This window comes from Ensifer sp. VA4, from assembly GCF_055710065.1.
In genome coordinates this window covers 327,345-345,279 of the sequence record NZ_JBVQPO010000003.1, presented here as the reverse complement: position 1 = coordinate 345,279, position 17,935 = coordinate 327,345, and the positions used below count along the sequence as shown (strand labels likewise).

Annotated in this window: 16 protein-coding genes; 5 read left to right on the top strand and 11 right to left on the bottom strand. The window is 63.3% G+C overall.

Annotated features, from left to right (window positions below):
• Position 1 precedes the first annotated feature (1 nt).
• From AC0C6X_RS06765 to AC0C6X_RS06740, 6 genes are all read right to left on the bottom strand, one after another.
• Positions 2–1,465, bottom strand: coding sequence for a TolC family protein (locus tag AC0C6X_RS06765; RefSeq protein ID WP_472952288.1), 1,464 nt, complete (start codon positions 1,463–1,465; stop codon positions 2–4).
• Positions 1,462–1,692, bottom strand: a complete 231-nt coding sequence (locus tag AC0C6X_RS06760; protein WP_173518693.1) for a hypothetical protein — start codon at positions 1,690–1,692, stop codon at positions 1,462–1,464. The genes AC0C6X_RS06765 and AC0C6X_RS06760 overlap by 4 nt, the downstream gene beginning before the upstream one ends.
• A gap of 202 nt (positions 1,693–1,894) precedes the next feature.
• On the bottom strand, positions 1,895–2,284 hold the full coding sequence (locus tag AC0C6X_RS06755; protein WP_247959567.1) for a hypothetical protein: 390 nt from the start codon (positions 2,282–2,284) through the stop codon (positions 1,895–1,897).
• Positions 2,285–2,376: 92 nt separating this feature from the next.
• Positions 2,377–2,847 carry a Cu(I)-responsive transcriptional regulator gene (gene cueR, locus AC0C6X_RS06750; protein WP_173518691.1) on the bottom strand — a complete coding sequence of 157 codons (471 nt, stop codon included), beginning with the start codon at positions 2,845–2,847 and terminating at the stop codon, positions 2,377–2,379.
• Positions 2,848–2,963: 116 nt separating this feature from the next.
• Complete coding sequence (locus tag AC0C6X_RS06745) at positions 2,964–5,396, bottom strand: heavy metal translocating P-type ATPase (RefSeq protein WP_247959728.1); 2,433 nt, start codon at positions 5,394–5,396, stop codon at positions 2,964–2,966.
• 375 nt (positions 5,397–5,771) lie between these two features.
• Positions 5,772–5,969, bottom strand: a complete 198-nt coding sequence (locus AC0C6X_RS06740) for a heavy-metal-associated domain-containing protein (protein ID WP_173518689.1) — start codon at positions 5,967–5,969, stop codon at positions 5,772–5,774.
• 428 nt (positions 5,970–6,397) lie between these two features.
• Here AC0C6X_RS06740 and AC0C6X_RS06735 point away from each other — a divergent pair, with 428 nt between their 5' ends.
• Positions 6,398–7,690 carry an NCS2 family permease gene (locus AC0C6X_RS06735; protein ID WP_247959568.1) on the top strand — a complete coding sequence of 431 codons (1,293 nt, stop codon included), beginning with the start codon at positions 6,398–6,400 and terminating at the stop codon, positions 7,688–7,690.
• A 155-nt stretch (positions 7,691–7,845) separates the two neighbouring features.
• Here AC0C6X_RS06735 and AC0C6X_RS06730 read toward each other — a convergent pair whose 3' ends face one another.
• Together AC0C6X_RS06730 and AC0C6X_RS06725 are read right to left on the bottom strand one after the other, a co-directional pair.
• Positions 7,846–8,166: a 2Fe-2S iron-sulfur cluster-binding protein gene (locus tag AC0C6X_RS06730; RefSeq protein WP_173518687.1), complete on the bottom strand. Its 321-nt coding sequence runs from the start codon at positions 8,164–8,166 to the stop codon at positions 7,846–7,848.
• A gap of 40 nt (positions 8,167–8,206) precedes the next feature.
• Positions 8,207–9,460: a cytochrome P450 gene (locus AC0C6X_RS06725; protein ID WP_173518686.1), complete on the bottom strand. Its 1,254-nt coding sequence runs from the start codon at positions 9,458–9,460 to the stop codon at positions 8,207–8,209.
• Positions 9,461–9,572: 112 nt separating this feature from the next.
• Here AC0C6X_RS06725 and AC0C6X_RS06720 point away from each other — a divergent pair, with 112 nt between their 5' ends.
• Complete coding sequence (locus AC0C6X_RS06720; RefSeq protein ID WP_247959569.1) at positions 9,573–10,421, top strand: helix-turn-helix transcriptional regulator; 849 nt, start codon at positions 9,573–9,575, stop codon at positions 10,419–10,421.
• A 90-nt stretch (positions 10,422–10,511) separates the two neighbouring features.
• On the opposite strand, the gene AC0C6X_RS06715 is transcribed toward AC0C6X_RS06720, so the two are convergent.
• The 3 genes from AC0C6X_RS06715 to puuE all read right to left on the bottom strand — a co-directional run bounded on the left by AC0C6X_RS06715 (position 10,512) and on the right by puuE (position 13,551).
• Positions 10,512–10,997, bottom strand: coding sequence for an ureidoglycolate lyase (locus AC0C6X_RS06715; protein ID WP_173518684.1), 486 nt, complete (start codon positions 10,995–10,997; stop codon positions 10,512–10,514).
• A 105-nt stretch (positions 10,998–11,102) separates the two neighbouring features.
• Complete coding sequence (alc, locus tag AC0C6X_RS06710) at positions 11,103–12,125, bottom strand: allantoicase (RefSeq protein ID WP_247959570.1); 1,023 nt, start codon at positions 12,123–12,125, stop codon at positions 11,103–11,105.
• 10 nt (positions 12,126–12,135) lie between these two features.
• Positions 12,136–13,551: an allantoinase PuuE gene (gene puuE / locus AC0C6X_RS06705; protein WP_247959571.1), complete on the bottom strand. Its 1,416-nt coding sequence runs from the start codon at positions 13,549–13,551 to the stop codon at positions 12,136–12,138.
• A gap of 173 nt (positions 13,552–13,724) precedes the next feature.
• Between puuE and uraH the strand changes: the two genes are divergently transcribed.
• The 3 genes from uraH to xdhB are packed head-to-tail and all read left to right on the top strand — an operon-like array spanning position 13,725 to position 17,929.
• Positions 13,725–14,096 (top strand): hydroxyisourate hydrolase, encoded by a 372-nt coding sequence (gene uraH / locus AC0C6X_RS06700; RefSeq protein ID WP_173518682.1) that lies wholly within the window; start codon positions 13,725–13,727, stop codon positions 14,094–14,096.
• Positions 14,097–14,099: 3 nt separating this feature from the next.
• Positions 14,100–15,578: a xanthine dehydrogenase small subunit gene (gene xdhA, locus AC0C6X_RS06695; RefSeq protein ID WP_247959572.1), complete on the top strand. Its 1,479-nt coding sequence runs from the start codon at positions 14,100–14,102 to the stop codon at positions 15,576–15,578.
• 11 nt (positions 15,579–15,589) lie between these two features.
• Positions 15,590–17,929 carry a xanthine dehydrogenase molybdopterin binding subunit gene (gene xdhB / locus AC0C6X_RS06690; protein ID WP_247959573.1) on the top strand — a complete coding sequence of 780 codons (2,340 nt, stop codon included), beginning with the start codon at positions 15,590–15,592 and terminating at the stop codon, positions 17,927–17,929.
• Positions 17,930–17,935 lie beyond the last annotated feature (6 nt).

Here is a 17,935-nt window from a genome sequence, read left to right as displayed (position 1 = left end):
CTTAATGTCCTGCGCCGCCGGCTTCGGCTGCTGCCGGCGCCGCTGCTGCTCCAGCCGATCCGCCTGATCCGCCGCCGTGGATGGCCGTCATCAGATCGGCATCGGCCAGCCAGAAATCGCGCTTCGCGTTGACGGCGAGCACCGTCGAATTGACCTTGGCCCTGACGTCGGCAAGCAGTTCGAAGGTGCTGGTGATCATGCCGTTGTAGCTGAGCGTTGCTTCCTCCTCGATCTTCGTTCGCAGTGGCACGACATTGTTGCGATAGTGCCGGGCAATCTCGTAGCGCGAGCGATAGGCCCCATAGGCCGAGCGCGCCTCGGAGCGGATGTTGACCGCCTTTTCCGCAAGCAAGTTCGCCGCCCGCATATGAGCGAGCTCCGCCTTGCGCATGCGCGCGCTTCCGGTGTCGAAGATCGGGATGACGAATTCGAGCTCGAATTGTCCCGTTGTCTCAACCTTGGTGTCGTGATCCTCGCGCTCCCGTTCGGTTTCGGCGCCGGCGACCAATTCAAGGTCGGTCACGTAGCGGGTCGCTTCGGTCAGCTGGTAGGACTTCGCCACGGCTTCGAGATCGAGCCGCGCGATCTGCAGGTCGACACGGCGCTTCAGCGCTTCCGCCTCGATGCTGTCCCTGCGGGCGAGCGTCTTCGGCAGGTTCGGCAAGCGGTTCGGGACCTGGTAGTCAACGTCGGCGCCCCAGAGGCCCATCAGTCGTGTGAGGTTTTCCTTGGCAAGACGCGCCGCAAGCCGGGCTTCGGCCGCCTGGCCGGCGAGTTCCGCGTTGAAGACGTGCTCACGCGCCTGATTGCCCTTGCCCATGGCGCCGGTCTCGCCGAGTTTCGCCGCCAGTTCGGAAGAGGCGTCCGCCGCAGCCTGTGCTTGGCTGAGTTGCCCGACGGTTTCCCATGCGGCGACTGTTTCGATCCAGGCGCGGCGCGTTTCGGCGGCAAGCTGCAAGGTGCTGAGTGCCGCGGTGAGCTGTGCCTGGCGAAAGCGCGCATCGGCGACGGCGATATTCTTGTCGCGGGTCAGGAGTGCCAGGATGTTGGTGGTGACGAGACCCTCGATAGCTTCGTAGGCTTGGAGCTCCGGTGTGCCGATGCCGGTGGTACCGATCGAGACGGTGGGGTTGAGGAAGAGCGTCGCCTGCCAGGCATCCGCTGAGGCATCGCCCAAGTCGGCATAGGCCGCCTGCAGCCCCTTGTTGTTGAGTAGAGCGATCTGAACGGCGGTGTCGGCGTCGATCGTCTTGCGCTTCAGGAGCGCCTTGACCTCGGCATTGACCTTGTCGGCCTGCTCGCGGTTCTGGATCCAGACGCTTTTCTTGGTTGCCGCCGTGGAGACCTTGGCATCCACGGTCGCAAAGCCGGCATCCTTCGCCGAGTATTCGGCATTGGTGGCGCAGCCGGCAAGCACGAGCGGCACTCCGATCGCTGCCGCGAGATTGAAACGACGGAGCCTCATGACGCGTCTCCCTTGGCGGTCGACTGCGCGTCGTTGAGCGGACCCCAGGCCTTGGGGCCGGTCGGTTCGCGGTGGGTGTAGCCCGAAATGGGGCTACGATACTGCGTGCTTCGAATGCCGCTGGAGCTGTCAGCAGGATCGCCAAGGCTTGAGACCTCGGCAGGCAGAGTGGCAGCGCATCCGCCCAGGATGATGGGCAGGAGCGCCATGGAAAACAAACGTTTCATGGTCAAACCTGAAATGTGAAGGGCAGAGATCGGCGACGACCGGAAGCAGACCGGGCGGGCCTCGTCGCGGACCGCGCTACAGCTCCGTGCACCTCACTCGGCACGCAAAGGTCGCTGTAACACTTTGAATTACTGCAGGTTCAGCCCCTTAAATCCGCCAGGATCAAGGGAAACGTGCAGTCGCGGTCACGGATTCGCGAAGTCAGGCTCTTGGGGGGCGATGAAGGTCGTCGAGCTCACCCGGAGTGAGCTGCGGGTGCGGCCCGAAATTGCGGACCGAGCGTGGGAAGGCGGGATGGCTCTCGTCAGCATCGCCAAGCACCGCCACGGCGGCGCAGAAGGTCTTGCAGCAATCCTTCTTGTCGGCCTTGCCGTTTTCCTGGCTCGGTTTCACCTTGCCCTTGTCGAGGCTCGGGCAGTGCTCGCTCGCAACTTGCGCCGGATTGGCGAACGCCTCGATCTGCATCGAGCCATGCGTGGCCACATGCATCATGCCGGAAGCGGTGGAAAAGGGCAGCAGGGCCAGCGACAAAGCGATCGCCAGCTTCAGCGCAATCCGCAAACGCAGATATATGATTCGCACCTTTTCCATGATCGATCCGTAGAAACGCAGTTGATTCCTGTCAATGCTGCTGGCGCTCAGCCGCGTCACGAATGCGTGAGACCCGGCCAGATGTATCCGTGTCATCCATGCCGCCGGTTGCGAACCGGATCGATGCCGGCCGTGCCGAAGCGGGCGGGCTCCGTCGCCTTGCCCGGCGTATTTCCGGCGTCGGCGAGGTCATCGAGAATGGGACATTCCGGGCGTCCGTCGCCGTTGCAATGGGCGGCCAGATATTTCAGCGTCCGGCTCATCGCCTTCAGTTCCTCTGCCTTGCGCTCCAGGATCTCCACATGTTCGAGCGCAATCTTCTTGACCTCGCCGCTGGCGCGCGACCGGTCGCGCCAAAGCGCCAGAAGGTCGGCCATTTGCTCGACGGTGAAGCCGAGATCCCGTGAGCGGCGGATGAAGCGCAGCGTATGGATGTCGTTTTCGCCATAGTTGCGGTAGCCGGCCTCGCTGCGGTCGGCCGGTGGAATAAGACCGATCGTCTCGTAATAGCGGATCATTTTCGTCGAAACGCCAGAGGCGCGTGAGGCTTCACCGATATTCATGATTTCATCCTTGCTACCGCCTTGCGGCCATTCCCTTCGAATATAAGGCCCTTCGAATATAGGGGCTCTCCCCGGCTCCCGCCACGCGGCGGCAGGAGACCGGGGAGAATGTCTTTTTATGCTGCGCGTGCTGCGACCACCGGGCGAAATGCCCTGAGGCGCAAGGCGTTGCCGAGCACGAAGACGCTGGAGAGCGCCATGGCGCCGGCTGCGAAGATCGGCGACAGCAGGAGCTCATAGGCCGGATAGAGCGCCCCGGCGGCAACCGGGATCAGCACCGCATTGTAGGCGAAGGCCCAGAAGAGGTTCTCCTTGATGTTGCGGATTGTCGCCTTGGACAGTGCGATGGCATTCGGGACACCCAGGAGATCGCCGGACATCAGCACCAGATCGGCGCTTTCGATGGCGACATCCGTGCCCGTGCCGATCGCAAGCCCGACATCGGCTTCGGCCAGCGCCGGTGCATCGTTGATGCCGTCGCCGACGAAGGCAACCGCGCGACCGCTGGCCTTCAGGGTCTTCAGCGCCGCGACCTTGCCGTCCGGCAGGACTTCCGCGATGACCTCATCGATGCCGAGCTTGGCGGCGATGGCTTCCGCCGTGCGACGGTTGTCGCCGGTGATCATCGCGACCTTCAGGCCGAGATCGTGCAGCATGCGGATCGCCTGCGGCGTGGTCTCCTTGATCGGGTCGGCAACGGCGATGATCGCCGCCAATTTGCCGTCGACTGCCGCATAGAGCGGGCTCTTGCCTTCCGAGCCAAGACGGGCCGCCTGCTCGGCAAAGACAGAGACGTCGAGCTTCAGTCGCGCCATCAGCCGGTCTGCGCCGACATGGATGGTGCGGCCTGCCACCTCGGCGCTGGCGCCGAAGCCGGGAATGGCTTCGAACCTCGCGGGCTCAGCGATTGCCAGACCCTTTGCCCTGGCCGCCTCGACGATTGCCTCGGCAATCGGGTGCTCGGAGCGGGTCTCGACGGCGGCGACCAGTGCCAGCACGGCGTCACGTTCAAAGCCCTCGGCAGTTTCGAGGTCGGTGAGTTCCGGCCGGCCCTTGGTCAAGGTGCCGGTCTTGTCGACGGCGATGACCGTGGCGTTGCGCAGCGTCTGCAGCGCCTCGCCCTTGCGGAAGAGAACGCCCATTTCGGCGGCGCGGCCGGTGCCGACCATGATCGACGTCGGAGTGGCAAGGCCCATGGCGCAGGGGCAGGCGATGATCAGCACCGCAACGCCGTTGACCAGCGCGAAGGTCAGGGCCGGATCGGGGCCGAGGAACAGCCAGATGCCGAAGGTGACGAGCGCAACGGCGATGACCGCGGGCACGAACCAGGCGGTGACACGGTCGACCAGCGACTGGATCGGCAGCTTGGCGCCCTGGGCCTGCTCGACCATCTTGATGATCTGCGCCAGCACCGTGTCGGCGCCGACCTTGGTCGCACGGAAGGTGAAGGAGCCGGTCTTGTTGATGGTGCCGCCGACGACTTCGCTGCCCGCGATCTTTTCGACCGGAACCGGTTCGCCCGTAATCATCGATTCGTCGACATAGGAGTTGCCGTCGATGACGCTGCCATCCACGGGCACCCGGTCGCCGGGGCGCACGAGTACGGTGTCGCCGGTGTGGACATCGGAGAGTGGGACCTCGATCGTCTCGCCGTCGCGAACGATGCGGGCGGTCTTGGCCTGCAGGCCCATCAGATGCTTGATCGCCTCGGAGGTCCGGCCCTTGGCGCGCGCTTCGAGGAAGCGGCCGAGCAGGATCAGCGTGACGATGACGGCCGCCGCCTCGTAATAGACGTTGGCGGTACCGTCAGGCAGGAGGTTCGGCGCAAAGGTTGCGACGACGGAATAGATCCAGGCGGCGGACGTGCCGATCGCGACCAGCGAGTTCATGTCCGGAGCCAGGCGGAGGAGGGCAGGCACACCCTTCTGATAGAAGCGCAAGCCCGGGCCGAAGAGCACCAGCGTCGTCAGCACGAACTGCAGGTACCAGCTTTCCTGCATGCCGATATTGGTCATGACGAAATCATGCACGGCCGGGACGAAGTGCGAGCCCATTTCGAGCACGAAGATCGGCAGTGTCAGGGCGCCTGCCAGCAACAGCAAGCGGGCAAGCTTCCGGGTCTCCTGTTCGCGCTTTTCGCCTTCGCGATCGACGCTTTCGTCGCCGGTGATGCGCTTGGCTGCGTAGCCGGCAACACGAACCGCTTCTTCGAGCGCCGCGGCCGTTGCGATCCCCGTCGTCACGCGGACCGAAGCGCGCTCGGTCGCCAGATTGACGTTGGCTTCAGTGACACCCGGCACCGTCTTTAATGCCTTTTCGATGCGGGCGACGCAGGAGGCGCAGGTCATGCCTTCGATGGTGAACTCGATCGTGTCTTCGGCAGCGCCATAGCCGGCATTTTCGATCGCCTTGACGATATCGGCCGATTTGGTGCCGGCATCGAAGCGAACGTCGGCGCGTTCGGTCGCAAGGTTGACCGAGGCCGCAGTCACACCCGGGACGGCGCGAATCGCCTTTTCGACGCGCGCAACGCAGGAGGCACAGGTCATGCCCTCGACAGGAATGCTGGCGCTGAAGGCAGCGGAAATCGCTTCGACGTCGTTATTTCTAATGGGGGTCACCGATCCCATGATCGAGCTCCTTTCACAGTCTTTTATCGCAATCTGGGCCTTCCAGCGATGGGAAGGTCAAGGGTGCCGCCGAACTTCCGTGCGACGAAATGAGAGATGAACTTCAGTGCGTTTGGTAGGTCTCAAAGCTTCCTATGACGGGAAGGTAGAGGTTCCCACCGTTGGAAGGTCAAGAGCAGGGCCTTAAATTTCTTCTCCTGGAAGGAAAGCGCTTTTGGCGAGCTACCGAACCAAAGAAAAACGCCCCGACATGGCCGGGACGTTTGGTCGGAAGTTATCCGCACGGAGCATCGTTCAGAGCGCGCGGCTCTCGTAGCCGGAAGCCTTCAGAGCGTCGCCGATTGCATCGGGGCCGGCAGCGGTGTCGACGCTGACCTCCCTGTTGCCGAGATCGACCTTGATCGTCGCCTGCGGGTCGACGCTCAGGATCGCCTTCTGGACGGCGCCGGCGCAGTGGCCGCAGGTCATGTTGTCGATCTTATAGGTCTGCATGCTTGTCCTTTGTTTCGTTGTGAGAGAAACTTGGCGCTTCCCACCGTTGGAAGGTCAATAGGCCTCTTCAACTTGTTTTCCTGGGGATCCGGGATCGCCTCTCGGGGTAGCGAGGCGCTGCAAACCGCCGTTTCGACGGCGACAAATGCTCCGAAAAATTTGAAAGTCTTTCATTTTAGAGCCCGGGAATGGACGGCTAGCGATCCGGCGCCGGAACACGCACAATCCGAAGGCTGTGCAAAAGGCATTCGCGTCGTCTGAAAGAGGGCGGACGATCGCCGGCCGGCACGGACCGCGAGGTGGTTCGTGAAGCGATCGACCCGGAAACCCCCGGGCGTTTCGAAATGCACTGACCGGGAACTGGAGGAGACGGTTTCCCGATCTCTGTCGTTCGGCTGCGTCGTGGTGACGCCGCCAAGGGAGGAAATATGTTTGAACGACTATTCAAGCTGAAAGAGCATCAGACGACCGCGCGCACCGAGGTGATCGCCGGCATCACGACATTCCTGACGATGTCCTACATCATCTTCGTCAACCCCGACATTCTGTCGAGCACGGGCATGGATAGGGATGCCGTCTTCGTTGCGACCTGTATTGCCGCAGCACTCGGTTCCGCCGTCATGGCACTCGTCGCCAACTGGCCGATCGGCATGGCGCCCGGCATGGGTCTCAACGCCTTCTTCGCCTTCACCGTCGTTGCCGCCCTCGGCTTCACCTGGCAACAGGCGCTCGGTGCTGTCTTCATCTCGGGCGTGATCTTCCTGATTCTCACCGTGACCGGTGTGCGTAGCTGGCTGATTGCCGGCATCCCGCATTCGCTCAGAAGCGCGATCGCCACCGGTATCGGCCTCTTCCTCGGCATCATCGCCTTGAAGAATGCCGGCATCGTCGTCGACAATCCGGCAACGCTGGTCGGCCTCGGCGATCTCAAGCAGACCGGACCGATGCTCGCCATCCTCGGCTTCTTCGTCATCGCCGTGCTCGACGCGCTGAAGGTTCGCGGCTCGATCCTGATCGGCATCCTGGTCGTCACGGTTCTGTCGATGATCCTCGGCGTCAGTGAGTTCAAGGGGGTCGTCTCGGTACCGCCAAGCATCGCGCCAACCTTCCTGCAACTCGATATCATGGGGGCGCTGCATGGCGGCCTGCTGCACGTCATCCTCGTCTTCGTCCTCGTCGAAGTCTTCGACGCCACCGGCACGCTGATCGGTGTCGCCAAGCGCGCCAGGCTGGTCGAAGAAGGCAAGCCGAGCCGTCTCGGCCGCGCCCTTCTCGCCGACAGCACGGCGATCGTCGCTGGCTCGCTGATCGGTACCAGCAGCACCACTGCCTATGTCGAAAGCGCCTCGGGCGTTCAGGCCGGCGGTCGCACGGGTCTCACCGCGCTCACCGTCTGCGTGCTGTTCCTGGCAGCGCTGTTCTTCTCGCCGCTGGCAGCCGCCGTTCCGTCCTATGCGACGGCTCCGGCTCTGCTCTATGTCGCTGGCCTGATGATGCGCGAGCTGACCGAAGTCGAGTGGGACGACCTGACGGAAGCGGCACCGGCTGCGCTCACCGCGCTCGCCATGCCCTTCACCTACTCGATCGCCAATGGTCTTGCGTTCGGTTTCGTCAGCTACGTCGTGCTCAAGGTCTGCACCGGCAAATGGAGCGTCATCCACCCGGCCACCCAGATCGTTGCGGCACTCTTCATCGTCCGCTTCGCGTTCTTTGCAGGATAACGCAAATTGGCCGAGGCATGCCGCCTCGGCCAATCAGAACTTCCCCGTAAGTGCTGGCCGGAGCTACAAAAGTCGCTCCGGCCTTTTTGTGTCGACTTGGTTTTGAAGTACGCAAATCCGGACGGATGAACGCGTCACACTTTTCCTGGATTTGCTCAGTATTGCCCGGCCGGCAGGTGCACCACCAGGCCATCGAGCTCGGCCGAGACCGTGATCTGACAGCTCAGGCGGCTTCTCTCGTTCGGGTTGACGACGCACTCGATCATGTCCTGCTCCTGGAATTCGGGCGCCGGCAATCGCTCGGCCCATTCTCCGTCGATGTAACAGTGACAGGTGCCGCAGGCGCAGGAGCCGCCGCACTCGGCGGCGATGGCATCGATGCCGTTCTGCACGGCGGCGGACATCAGCGATTGACCGACCTCCGCCTGCACTTCCTTCGTCGTGCCGTCCGCGTCGATGAAGACGATCTTGGGCATGGATATTCTCCGGTTCTGAAAATGTTGGTGTCGGTTCGGGTTAAGCCGGGCGGATGGCGATCTTCAGCCGCTTGGGGCCGCGGACCGAGAGCCCGCACTTGTATTCCGGTTCCCGGTCGACGAGGTCGATGGTGGGGAAGCGGCGCAGCAGCGTGCTGAAGATGATATCCATGTCGAGACGCGCGAGATGGTTGCCGAGGCAGAAATGCACGCCGCCACCGAAGGCGAGGTGCCGGTTGGGCGTGCGGCCGATGTCGAAGGTATCGGCATTCTCGAACTGCTTCGGATCGCGGTTGGCAGCACCGTAGAGCAGGCCGAACTTGGTGCCCCGCTCGAAGCGCCGGCCGCAGATCTCGACGTCCTCGACGCAATGGCGATGGAAGAATGGAAGCGGCGACTCGTAGCGGAACATCTCCTGCACGCCGGTCTGGATCAGGCCAGGCTCGTTGCGCAGCCGCGCCATCTGTTCGGGGAAACGCAGGAGCGCATGCATGCCGCTGCCGAGTACGTCGATCGTCGAGCCGTGGCCGGCCATCAGGATCAGCATGCAGGTCGAGATGAACTCGTCGAAGTTCATTGCGCCGGAGCGTTCCGCTTCGATCAGCACCGAGATGAGGTCATCCTTCGGCGCCCGCTCGCGTTCGGCCTTCAGCGCCGTCAGATATTCGTAGAATTCGGTCGTGTTGTCTTCGGCGATCTTCTTGCGGGCGTCGGAGCGGTCGACGTCGAAGAATTGCACGATGTTCTCCGACCAGATGCGAAGCTGGGGACAGTCTTCGTCCGGAACGCCGAGCAGGCGGCCGATGATATGGCCGGGAACGTGGGCGGCGAGGTCTTCGACGAAATCGATCTCGCCGCGATTGGCAAGGCTGTCGATTAGGCGGTCGACATAGGCCTGGATCTGGTCGCGAAGCTTGGCGATCATGGCCGGCGTGAACAGCTTGAACACCTGCTTGCGCAGCCGGTCGTGCACCGCGCCGTCGCTATCGAGCAGGCTGAACTGCACGAAGCGCTCGTGGTGCGGCATGTCATGCCAGTTGCCGGCACGTTGCAGTTTCGCCAGCTCTTCCGCCGTCGCGATGTCCTCCAGCGAGCGCACCATGCGCTTGTCCATGACGATTGCCGAGACGTCCTCGAAGCGCGACGCCAGCCAAATGTCGAAGTCCGCGAAGTAGTGCAGTCCCTCCATTTCGCGCAAGGCGCGATAGGTCGGATAGGGATCGCGGGCAAAATCCGGGGACAGCGGCGCGAAGGTCAAACTCGCTGCTTCGCCGGTCGACGCGGCTTCGGTCATGGGCAACACTCCGTGCATAAAGCTGCATGATAGCGTCAACACCGTCTTGCTGGGAATGGTGGTCCATCGCAAGATGATGGACAAAACTCGCATCGGCTGACAGAAAGCGTAGATGCTGTCTGAAAACGAAGAGATCCACTTCCATACGCCGGCGAAATTTGCCGATGCGTTCCCGTATCTGGCGCTGGTCGCCGGAAGCCGAACGGCCCGTCGGGAGGAGCCGCCGATCCGCAAGCGGTTCCATCAGCATGTCTTCGTCTACACGACAGGTGGCTGCGGGCTGATCGAGGTGCGCGGACAACGCTTCCTCGCCGAAACGGGGAGTGTCGCCTGGCTCGATACCGCCCAGGCCTATGCGCATAGCTGCGCGCCCGACAGTGAAAACTGGTCCTATCTCTGGATGGGGATCGAGGGACACGGGCTTGATGCGCTCTATCAATTCCTCGGCGTGCAGCAGTCGCCGCTGTTCATGCCTAGGGATCCACAGACGGCACGCGCCGCCTTTGAGGCCGTGAGCGGATATCTTGCCGAACGCTCGCCGGCGACCGATGCCTTGGCGAGTGCGGCCATCTCCGGGCTGATTGCGGACATGATCGGGCCGCGTCTGACCGGTCGTGAGCCGGGCGAGGATGCTCCGGACGAGGATCGTTTGCAGGCGGTTCTTTCAGCGATGCGTGAGGATCTCGCCAGCGCCTGGACGATCGATGATCTCGCGAGCCTAGCGCGACTCAGCCAGTCGCAGTTCTTTCGCCGCTTTCGCGACATGGTGGGGACCACGCCGATGGATTGGCTGCGCCACGAGCGCATCAACCAGGCAAAACGCCTGCTGGTCGGCCCCGACGCCAAGGTCGCGGCGGTGGCGGCGGTCTGCGGCTACCCGGATCCCTATCATTTCTCGCGCGATTTCCGGCGATTGACGGGGTACACGCCGACGAAGTTTCGTCGGGATGGCGGTTATTGATGGGGCAATCGTATCATTCGCACAGTTTCGGCCGCCAGCGAGGCCCTGGCGCACCGATGACCCGGCCGGCCGACCGGGCCATTCGTTCGATCACACGATCAGGAACGGCTCCTTGAAGAAGTGTTCCTCCAGGTTGACGCCCTCGCCGCCGCGGTCGACCACTGCGAAATCCGAGACGTCATCAAGCGGCGTCAGGATGCCGTGCCAGACATTGCGGGCGATGTTGACGCCCTGGCCCGGCGTGGTCTTGAAGGCGATCGGTTCACCCGGGCCTTCGTCGGTTTCCCGGGATACGACCACGAGAAACGGATTGTCGCTCAAGGGGATGAAGGCCTGGCTGCCGAGCGGATGGCGCTCGACCATGGTGAGTTTCAGTGGCAGCGGATAGGGCTCGCCGCGCACCAGGCTGATCATCGGCCGGGCCTTCTCGCCCGTGGTCTCGATCTTGGCGAGGTCGTGATAGCGGGTGCATTTGCCGCCGTTGATGGGGAAGTTGTGGGCATTCTCCGTTTCGATCACGTCGCCGAAGGGCGCAAAGGCCTCCCGGGTCAGTGGTTGTATGACGATTTCCTTCATGCGACGCTCCTCCGTCCAATGTTGATCGATGGCAGCAATTCCAGGTTCGGTATTCCTGGGAGCTGCGCTTCAGGTCCGATCATTTCGTTTCCTCAGCGAGACGATCTAAGGGGTGCCGGCTTTCGCAATACGCCCGAAGACACGCAGCCGGCTGACGCCGCCGTCGGGGAAGATGTTGAAACGCACATGGGTCACTGGCCCAACGGCGGCGAGATCGTGGGCTTCATAGGTATGGATGCTGTCGGCCTGAAGCTTCTGCGGTGGCAGAACCTCGCGCCAGAACATCGACGATGCCGTGACGGACGCCGCCAAGTCGCAGTTGGCGGCTCCGAGGTCGGCCGCCTGCAGCGAACAGGCGTCGGGATAATTGCCCTTGAAATGGGCGGTGTCGACCACGATCCGCTCGACTTCGCCGCGTGCGGCAAGTTTGACGACGATCCAGTCGTTTCCGGGCTCGCGCCGCCGGCGGGTTTCCCAGCCGTCGCCCATGTTGATGCCGCGGCCGGGTGCAAGCAGCCGCTGGTGGCCGTAGTGCCCGTTCGAATAGATAATGATGCGCCCGCCGAACAGCGATGAGGCGAGGTCGACCACCGTGTCGCCGATCACCGTCGGATCGAGAGCAGGCGTGCCGTAAACTTTGAGGCGGGCAATGCCGCCATCGGGATAGATGCGCAGGCGGACATGGCTCCAGACCGCATCCGATTTCGCCTCGAAGTGATGCAGCGCGCTCGGGCCGAGCGGCCGTGGGCACACCAGTTCCGTCCAGACAGTCTCTTCGTTCGGCTCTCCCGGAGCTAGGCAGGCGTCGATGGCGCAGGCGCTCGGATAGTTGCCGGTGAAATGCGCGGTATCGACCTCGAAGCCTTGGATACGGCCATTCGCGGCCAGCGCGATAATGGCGTGATCGTTGCCGGGCCCGCGGCGTCGCCGCGTCTCCCAGCCGTCCATCCACTTGCCGTTTTCGTCGTAGACACCGGGATGATAGACCGGCGGCGCGTCCTGGAGCAAACGCTCGAGCGGTGCGAAGAACTCGTCGGTCGCGAAGACCGGCCTTGCGCCGAGACCGGCGGAGGCGAGGTTGATCGCGTTCAGCGCGAATTCGGGCGGGCTCACGCCGTCGGTCGTCATCGCGAGGCCCTCAGCTCGGCAGCATGTCCTTGAGGCGCAGATAGGCGATCCGTTCCACCTGCCGGCACGCGGTCTCGAACTCCGTTTCACGGTCGTTGTTGATCCGGCTCTCGAAGGCCGCAAGGATTTCACCCTTGGTGCGCCCCTTGACCGCCATGATGAACGGGAACTTGAACTTCTCGACATAGGCAGTGTTGAGCGTGGTGAAGCGTTCGCGTTCAGCGTCGGTCAGCGCGTCGAGCCCGGCGGACGCCTGCTCGTTGGTCGAGCTTTCGGTAAGCCGTTTCGCCTGCGCCAGCTTGCCGGCGAGATCCGGGTGGGCGATCAAAACGGCAAGCCGTTCCTCGACCGAGGCTTCGCGGAAGACGGCGGACAGCACTGCGGCAAGGCCGATCGCCGTGTCGTTGGCGGGCGAAAGCTCACCCTGGAAGGCGCGCTTGGCGATCCACTTCGAATGTTCGAAGACGCCGCCGAACTTGGCGACGAAGGCCTCTTCGCCAAGTCGTGACGGACGATCGTCCCAGGCCTTGTACGGATAATTCTCGGTCCAGTAGTGGGCGATGTCGATGCGCTTTGCGAGCCAGACCTTTTCATGGCTTTGCACGTAATCGAGGAAGCGGGCCAAGGCTGCCGCGCGGCCGGGCCGGCCGACGAGGCGGCAGTGCAGCCCGATGCTCAGCATCTTTGGCGCGCCGGCGGTACCTTCGGCGTAGAGGACGTCGAAGCTGTCCTTGAGGTAGCTGAAGAACTGGTCGCCGCTGTTGAAGCCCTGCGGCGTCGCGAAGCGCATGTCGTTGCTGTCGAGCGTATAGGGGATGACGAGCTGATGGCGCCCGGCGTGTTCATGCCAATAGGGCAGGTCGTCGGCATAGGCGTCGGAAACGTAGTCGAAGCCGCCCGCCTGGGTGACGAGGTCGAGCGTGTTGTCGGAGCAGCGCCCCGTGTACCAGCCGCGCGGGCGCTCTCCGGTGACGATGGTGTGCAGGCGGATCGCCTCGGCGATCTCCTGGCGCTCGCGCTCGGCTGAAAAGTCCTTGTGCTCGATCCACTTGAGTCCGTGCGAGGCGATTTCCCAGCCGGCATCCTGCATGGCCGCGACCTGTTCCGGCGAACGCTTCAGCGCGGTTGCCACACCATAGACGGTTGCCGGCACGCCACGCTCCGTGAACATGCGGTGCAGCCGCCAGAAGCCGGCGCGGGCGCCATACTCGTAGATCGATTCCATGTTCCAGTGGCGCTGGCCCTGCCAAGGTTGCGCGCCGACGATTTCCGACAGGAATGCTTCGGATGCTGCGTCGCCATGCAGCACGCAGTTCTCGCCGCCTTCCTCGTAGTTGATGACGAATTGCACGGCGATCCGCGCGCCGTCGGGCCATGTGATCTTGAAGTTCGGGCCGTGGCCGTGAAGATCGCGGGGGTATCTCATCAAAGCAGCTCCTCCAGACATTTTCGTCTCTGCGCCAAGATTTCTAATGGCATTTCCGCTGACCCATTCCCCCCAAAAAATTTGAAAGTCTCGAATGATCCGCTCGCTATCAACCGGGCCGGAATGCCGGAATACTGCGAGGTGGAAAGCTGACTTCGGGAGGAGCGAACAGAATGCAATCTCATGGTGGAAACGCCGGTCGCCTGACGACGCATGTGCTGGATACGGCAAGCGGCAAGCCGGCCGAGGGGCTGCGCATCGAGCTCTACCGGGTCGATGGCGAGCGCCAGACGCACATCAAGTCGGTCAAGACCAATGACGATGGCCGCTGCGACGAACCGCTCTTGAGCGGCGAGCGGATGCAGACGGGCACCTACGAGCTGCATTTCCATGCCGGCGACTATCTCGGCGGTGCGAGCCAGCGCGGCGAGAACCCGTTCCTCGACGTGATCCCGATCCGCTTCGGCATCGAGAACCAGGGCGCGCACTACCATGTGCCGCTGCTTCTCTCGCCCTACGGCTACTCCACCTACCGCGGGAGCTGAGGCATGACCATCCAGATCCGCAACACCATCCGCTTCATCCTGAACCATCGGCTGGTCGAACTTGCCGACGTGTCGCCGGTACAGACCCTTCTTGATTTCCTGCGCATCGACCGCAATCTCAAGGGCACCAAGGAAGGCTGCGCCGAAGGCGACTGTGGCGCCTGCACGGTGCTCGTCGGCCGACTGCTCGACGGCAAGCTCAAATACGAATCCGTCAACGCCTGCATCCGCTTCGTCGGCTCGCTCGACGGCTGTCATATCGTGACGGTGGATTCGCTGGCGCAGCCGGCGGGGCCCTTGCATCCGGTACAACAGGCGATGGTCGACACCCATGCCTCGCAGTGCGGTTTCTGTACCCCGGGCTTCGTGATGTCGCTCTATGGCCTCTGGATGGAAAACGCCAAGCCGTCCATCGCTGAGATTGAAAAGGCGCTGCAGGGCAATCTCTGCCGCTGCACCGGCTATGCCGCGATCATCCGCGCGGCAGAAGCGATCTCGACGATCGGCGATGTCGGCAAGGATCCGCTGGTGGTCGAACGTGATCGGATCGCCGGGGAACTGGTTGCGCTGCAGGATGGTCGCCGGGTGGAAATCGGCTCGGAGACGGAGCGTTTCATTCTTCCGGGCTCGGTCGACGATTTCGCCGCCGTTCTCGAAGCCAACCCGAAGGCGACGATCGTTGCCGGTTCGACCGATGTCGGTCTCTGGGTGACGAAGTTCATGCGCGACATCTCGCCGGTCATCCACCTGACCCATCTCGAAGAACTGCGCCGGATCAGCGTCGATGCGGAGGGCGTGACCCTCGGCGCCGGCGTCAGCTATGCCGAGGCCTATCCGGTCATCGTCGAGCACTTCCCGGAACTGACGGAGCTTTGGGATCGCATCGGCGGCCAGCAGGTACGCAACATGGGCACCGTCGGCGGCAACATCGCCAACGGCTCGCCGATCGGCGATACGCCGCCGGCACTGATCGCGCTCGGCGCATCGATCACGCTGCGGAAAGGCGACCGTCGCCGCACCGTCGCGCTCGAGGATTTCTTCATCGCCTACGGCAAGCAGGACCGTGAGCCCGGCGAGTTCGTGGAATCCGTGCGCATCCCCTTCGTCTCGGATAATGCCCGTGTCGCCGTCTACAAGGTGACGAAGCGCCTGGACGAGGACATCACCGCCGTCTGCGGCGCCTTCCGTATCGCCTTTGATGCCGGCCGGGTGACTGACGCGGTCATCGCCTTCGGCGGCATGGCCGGTACGCCGAAGCGCGCCTCCAATGTCGAGGCTGCCCTCAAGGGGGCGGAGTGGACCGAGGAGACGATCGAGCGCGCGGTTGCTGCCTTTGACCAGGATTTCACACCGCTCACCGACTGGCGCGCCTCGGCGGAGTACCGCCAGCTGGTGGCGAAGAACCTGCTTCGCCGCTTCTATCTCGAAACGCAGTCGAGCGGCCAGATCCGCCTCGATCGCACCATTGCTGTCGCGGTTTAAGGGAGGAAGCCATGAATGTGATGCAGCCCATCGACCGCATCCGCGGCGGCGTACATGAAAAGGAACGGCACGAGTCCGGCCACAAGCACGTGTCGGGTACCGCCGAATATATCGACGACATTTCGGAGCCCCAGGGCACGTTGCACGGCTATCTCGGACTGTCGCAGCGCGCGCATGCGGAGATCCTGTCGATCGATTTCGAAGCAGTGTCGAGCAGCGCAGGCGTGATCGGCATCCTGACGGCGGCCGACATTCCCGGCGAGAACGACATCAGCCCGGCGCACAAGCACGACGAGCCGATCTTCGTCACCGACAAGGTGGAGTTCCACGGCCAGCCGATCTTCGCGGTCGTCGCAACGTCGCGGGAGGCGGCCCGGCGCGCCGCCGCCAAGGTCAAGATCGAATATCGCGACCTGCCACATGTGACCGACGTGCTGGAAGCGGCAGCGGCGAACTATCCGCTGGTGATCGATCCGCTGAAGCTCGAGCGCGGCGACATCGAGGCCGGCTTCGCCAAGGCGAAGAACATCCTTGAAGGCGAGATGCGGATCGGCGGCCAGGACCACTTCTACCTGGAAGGGCAGATCTCCTTCGCTATTCCGGGCGAGGACGACGAGGTCCTCGTCTATTCCTCGACCCAGCATCCGAGCGAGACGCAGCACATGGTCGCGACCGTACTCGGCGTGCCGTCGAATGCGGTCACCGTCAACGTGCGCCGCATGGGCGGCGGCTTCGGCGGCAAGGAAACCCAGGCCAATATCTTCGCGGCCGTTGCGGCCGTCGCCGCCAAGAAGTACCGCTGCCCGGTCAAGGTCAGGCCCGACCGCGATGACGACATGAGCGCGACCGGCAAGCGCCACGATTTCCACGTGGACTACAAGCTCGGCTTCGACGACGAGGGGCGTATCGAAGCCGTCGACGCCGTCTTCTCAGCGCGCTGCGGCTACTCGGCCGATCTCTCCGGACCGGTTACCGACCGAGCGCTGTTCCACGCCGACAATTGCTACTTCTATCCGAATGTGCGCCTGCGCTCGCGTCCGTTGAAGACCAACACGGTCTCCAACACGGCGTTCCGCGGTTTCGGCGGTCCGCAGGGCATGGTCGGCGGCGAGCGCATGATCGAGGAGATCGCCTATGCCGTCGGAAAGGATCCGCTCGAAATCCGCAAGCTGAACTTCTACGGCGGCGAGGGGCGAAACCTGACGCCCTACCACCAGACCGTGGAAGACAACATCATCGGCCGGATCATCGAGGAGCTGGAAACCTCGGCCGATTACGCCAAGCGCCGTGAAGCGGTGACCGCCTTCAACCGCGAAAACAAAGTGGTCAAGCGTGGCATCGCGCTGACGCCGGTGAAGTTCGGCATCTCCTTCACCAAGACGGAATACAACCAGGCCGGCGCTCTCGTGCACGTCTATACGGATGGTTCCATCCATCTGAACCATGGCGGCACCGAGATGGGGCAGGGGCTCTACACGAAGGTCGCCCAAGTGGTGGCCGACGAGTTCCAGGTCAATCTCGACCGGATCAAGGTGACGGCGACGACGACCGGCAAGGTGCCGAACACCTCGGCGACCGCGGCGTCGTCCGGCTCCGATCTCAACGGCATGGCCGCAGCCAACGCCGCCCAGCAGATCAAGGCACGGCTGATCAAGTTTGCTGCCGAGCGCTGGAACGTCAGCGAAACGGATGTCGCCTTCGAGCCGAACACGGTGCGGATCGGCGCCGATCGCCTGAGTTTCAACGAGTTCATCAAGATCGCCTATGGCGCACGCATCCAGCTTTCGGCGGCCGGTTTCTACAAGACACCGAAGATCCACTGGAACCGCGAGGAAGGCCGTGGACGGCCGTTCTTCTACTACGCTTACGGTGCGTCCTGCTCCGAGGTCAGTGTCGATACGCTGACCGGGGAATATCAGGTCGACCGCACCGATATCCTGCACGATGTCGGCCGGTCGCTGAACCCGGCGCTCGATCTCGGTCAGGTGGAAGGCGCCTTTATTCAGGGCATGGGCTGGCTGACGACGGAAGAGCTCTGGTGGGACGCCAAGGGCCGGCTGCGCACGCATGCACCGTCGACCTACAAGATCCCGCTTGCCTCCGATCGCCCGCGTGTCTTCAACACCCGCCTTGCCGAATGGTCGGTCAACCGCGAGGAGACGATCCGCCGTTCGAAGGCGGTGGGGGAACCACCGTTCATGCTCGGCATTTCGGTCCTCGAAGCCCTTTCGATGGCGGCGGCCAGCGTTGCGGAGTATCGTATAGCTCCGCGCCTCGATGCGCCGGCAACGCCGGAACGGGTGCTGATGGCGATCGAGCGGCTCCGGGCGGCCGCACGGCAGAAAGGGTGAAGAAGG

Bases quoted from the DNA above. Each gene is read 5' to 3' on its own strand.
- AC0C6X_RS06755 (WP_247959567.1), bottom strand. From the start codon at position 2,284: ATGGAAAAGGTGCGAATCATATATCTGCGTTTGCGGATTGCGCTGAAG.
- AC0C6X_RS06725 (WP_173518686.1), bottom strand. From the start codon at position 9,460: ATGACCGAAGCCGCGTCGACCGGCGAAGCAGCGAGTTTGACCTTCGCG.
- AC0C6X_RS06760 (WP_173518693.1), bottom strand. From the start codon at position 1,692: ATGAAACGTTTGTTTTCCATGGCGCTCCTGCCCATCATCCTGGGCGGA.
- AC0C6X_RS06745 (WP_247959728.1), bottom strand. From the start codon at position 5,396: ATGACCTGTGCCTCCTGCGTTGCGCGCGTCGAAAAGGCGATTCGCGCC.
- AC0C6X_RS06730 (WP_173518687.1), bottom strand. From the start codon at position 8,166: ATGCCCAAGATCGTCTTCATCGACGCGGACGGCACGACGAAGGAAGTG.
- AC0C6X_RS06715 (WP_173518684.1), bottom strand. From the start codon at position 10,997: ATGAAGGAAATCGTCATACAACCACTGACCCGGGAGGCCTTTGCGCCC.
- cueR (WP_173518691.1), bottom strand. From the start codon at position 2,847: ATGAATATCGGTGAAGCCTCACGCGCCTCTGGCGTTTCGACGAAAATG.
- AC0C6X_RS06740 (WP_173518689.1), bottom strand. From the start codon at position 5,969: ATGCAGACCTATAAGATCGACAACATGACCTGCGGCCACTGCGCCGGC.
- uraH (WP_173518682.1), top strand. From the start codon at position 13,725: ATGCAATCTCATGGTGGAAACGCCGGTCGCCTGACGACGCATGTGCTG.
- xdhB (WP_247959573.1), top strand. From the start codon at position 15,590: ATGAATGTGATGCAGCCCATCGACCGCATCCGCGGCGGCGTACATGAA.
- AC0C6X_RS06735 (WP_247959568.1), top strand. From the start codon at position 6,398: ATGTTTGAACGACTATTCAAGCTGAAAGAGCATCAGACGACCGCGCGC.
- alc (WP_247959570.1), bottom strand. From the start codon at position 12,125: ATGACGACCGACGGCGTGAGCCCGCCCGAATTCGCGCTGAACGCGATC.
- xdhA (WP_247959572.1), top strand. From the start codon at position 14,100: ATGACCATCCAGATCCGCAACACCATCCGCTTCATCCTGAACCATCGG.
- puuE (WP_247959571.1), bottom strand. From the start codon at position 13,551: ATGAGATACCCCCGCGATCTTCACGGCCACGGCCCGAACTTCAAGATC.
- AC0C6X_RS06765 (WP_472952288.1), bottom strand. From the start codon at position 1,465: ATGAGGCTCCGTCGTTTCAATCTCGCGGCAGCGATCGGAGTGCCGCTC.
- AC0C6X_RS06720 (WP_247959569.1), top strand. From the start codon at position 9,573: ATGCTGTCTGAAAACGAAGAGATCCACTTCCATACGCCGGCGAAATTT.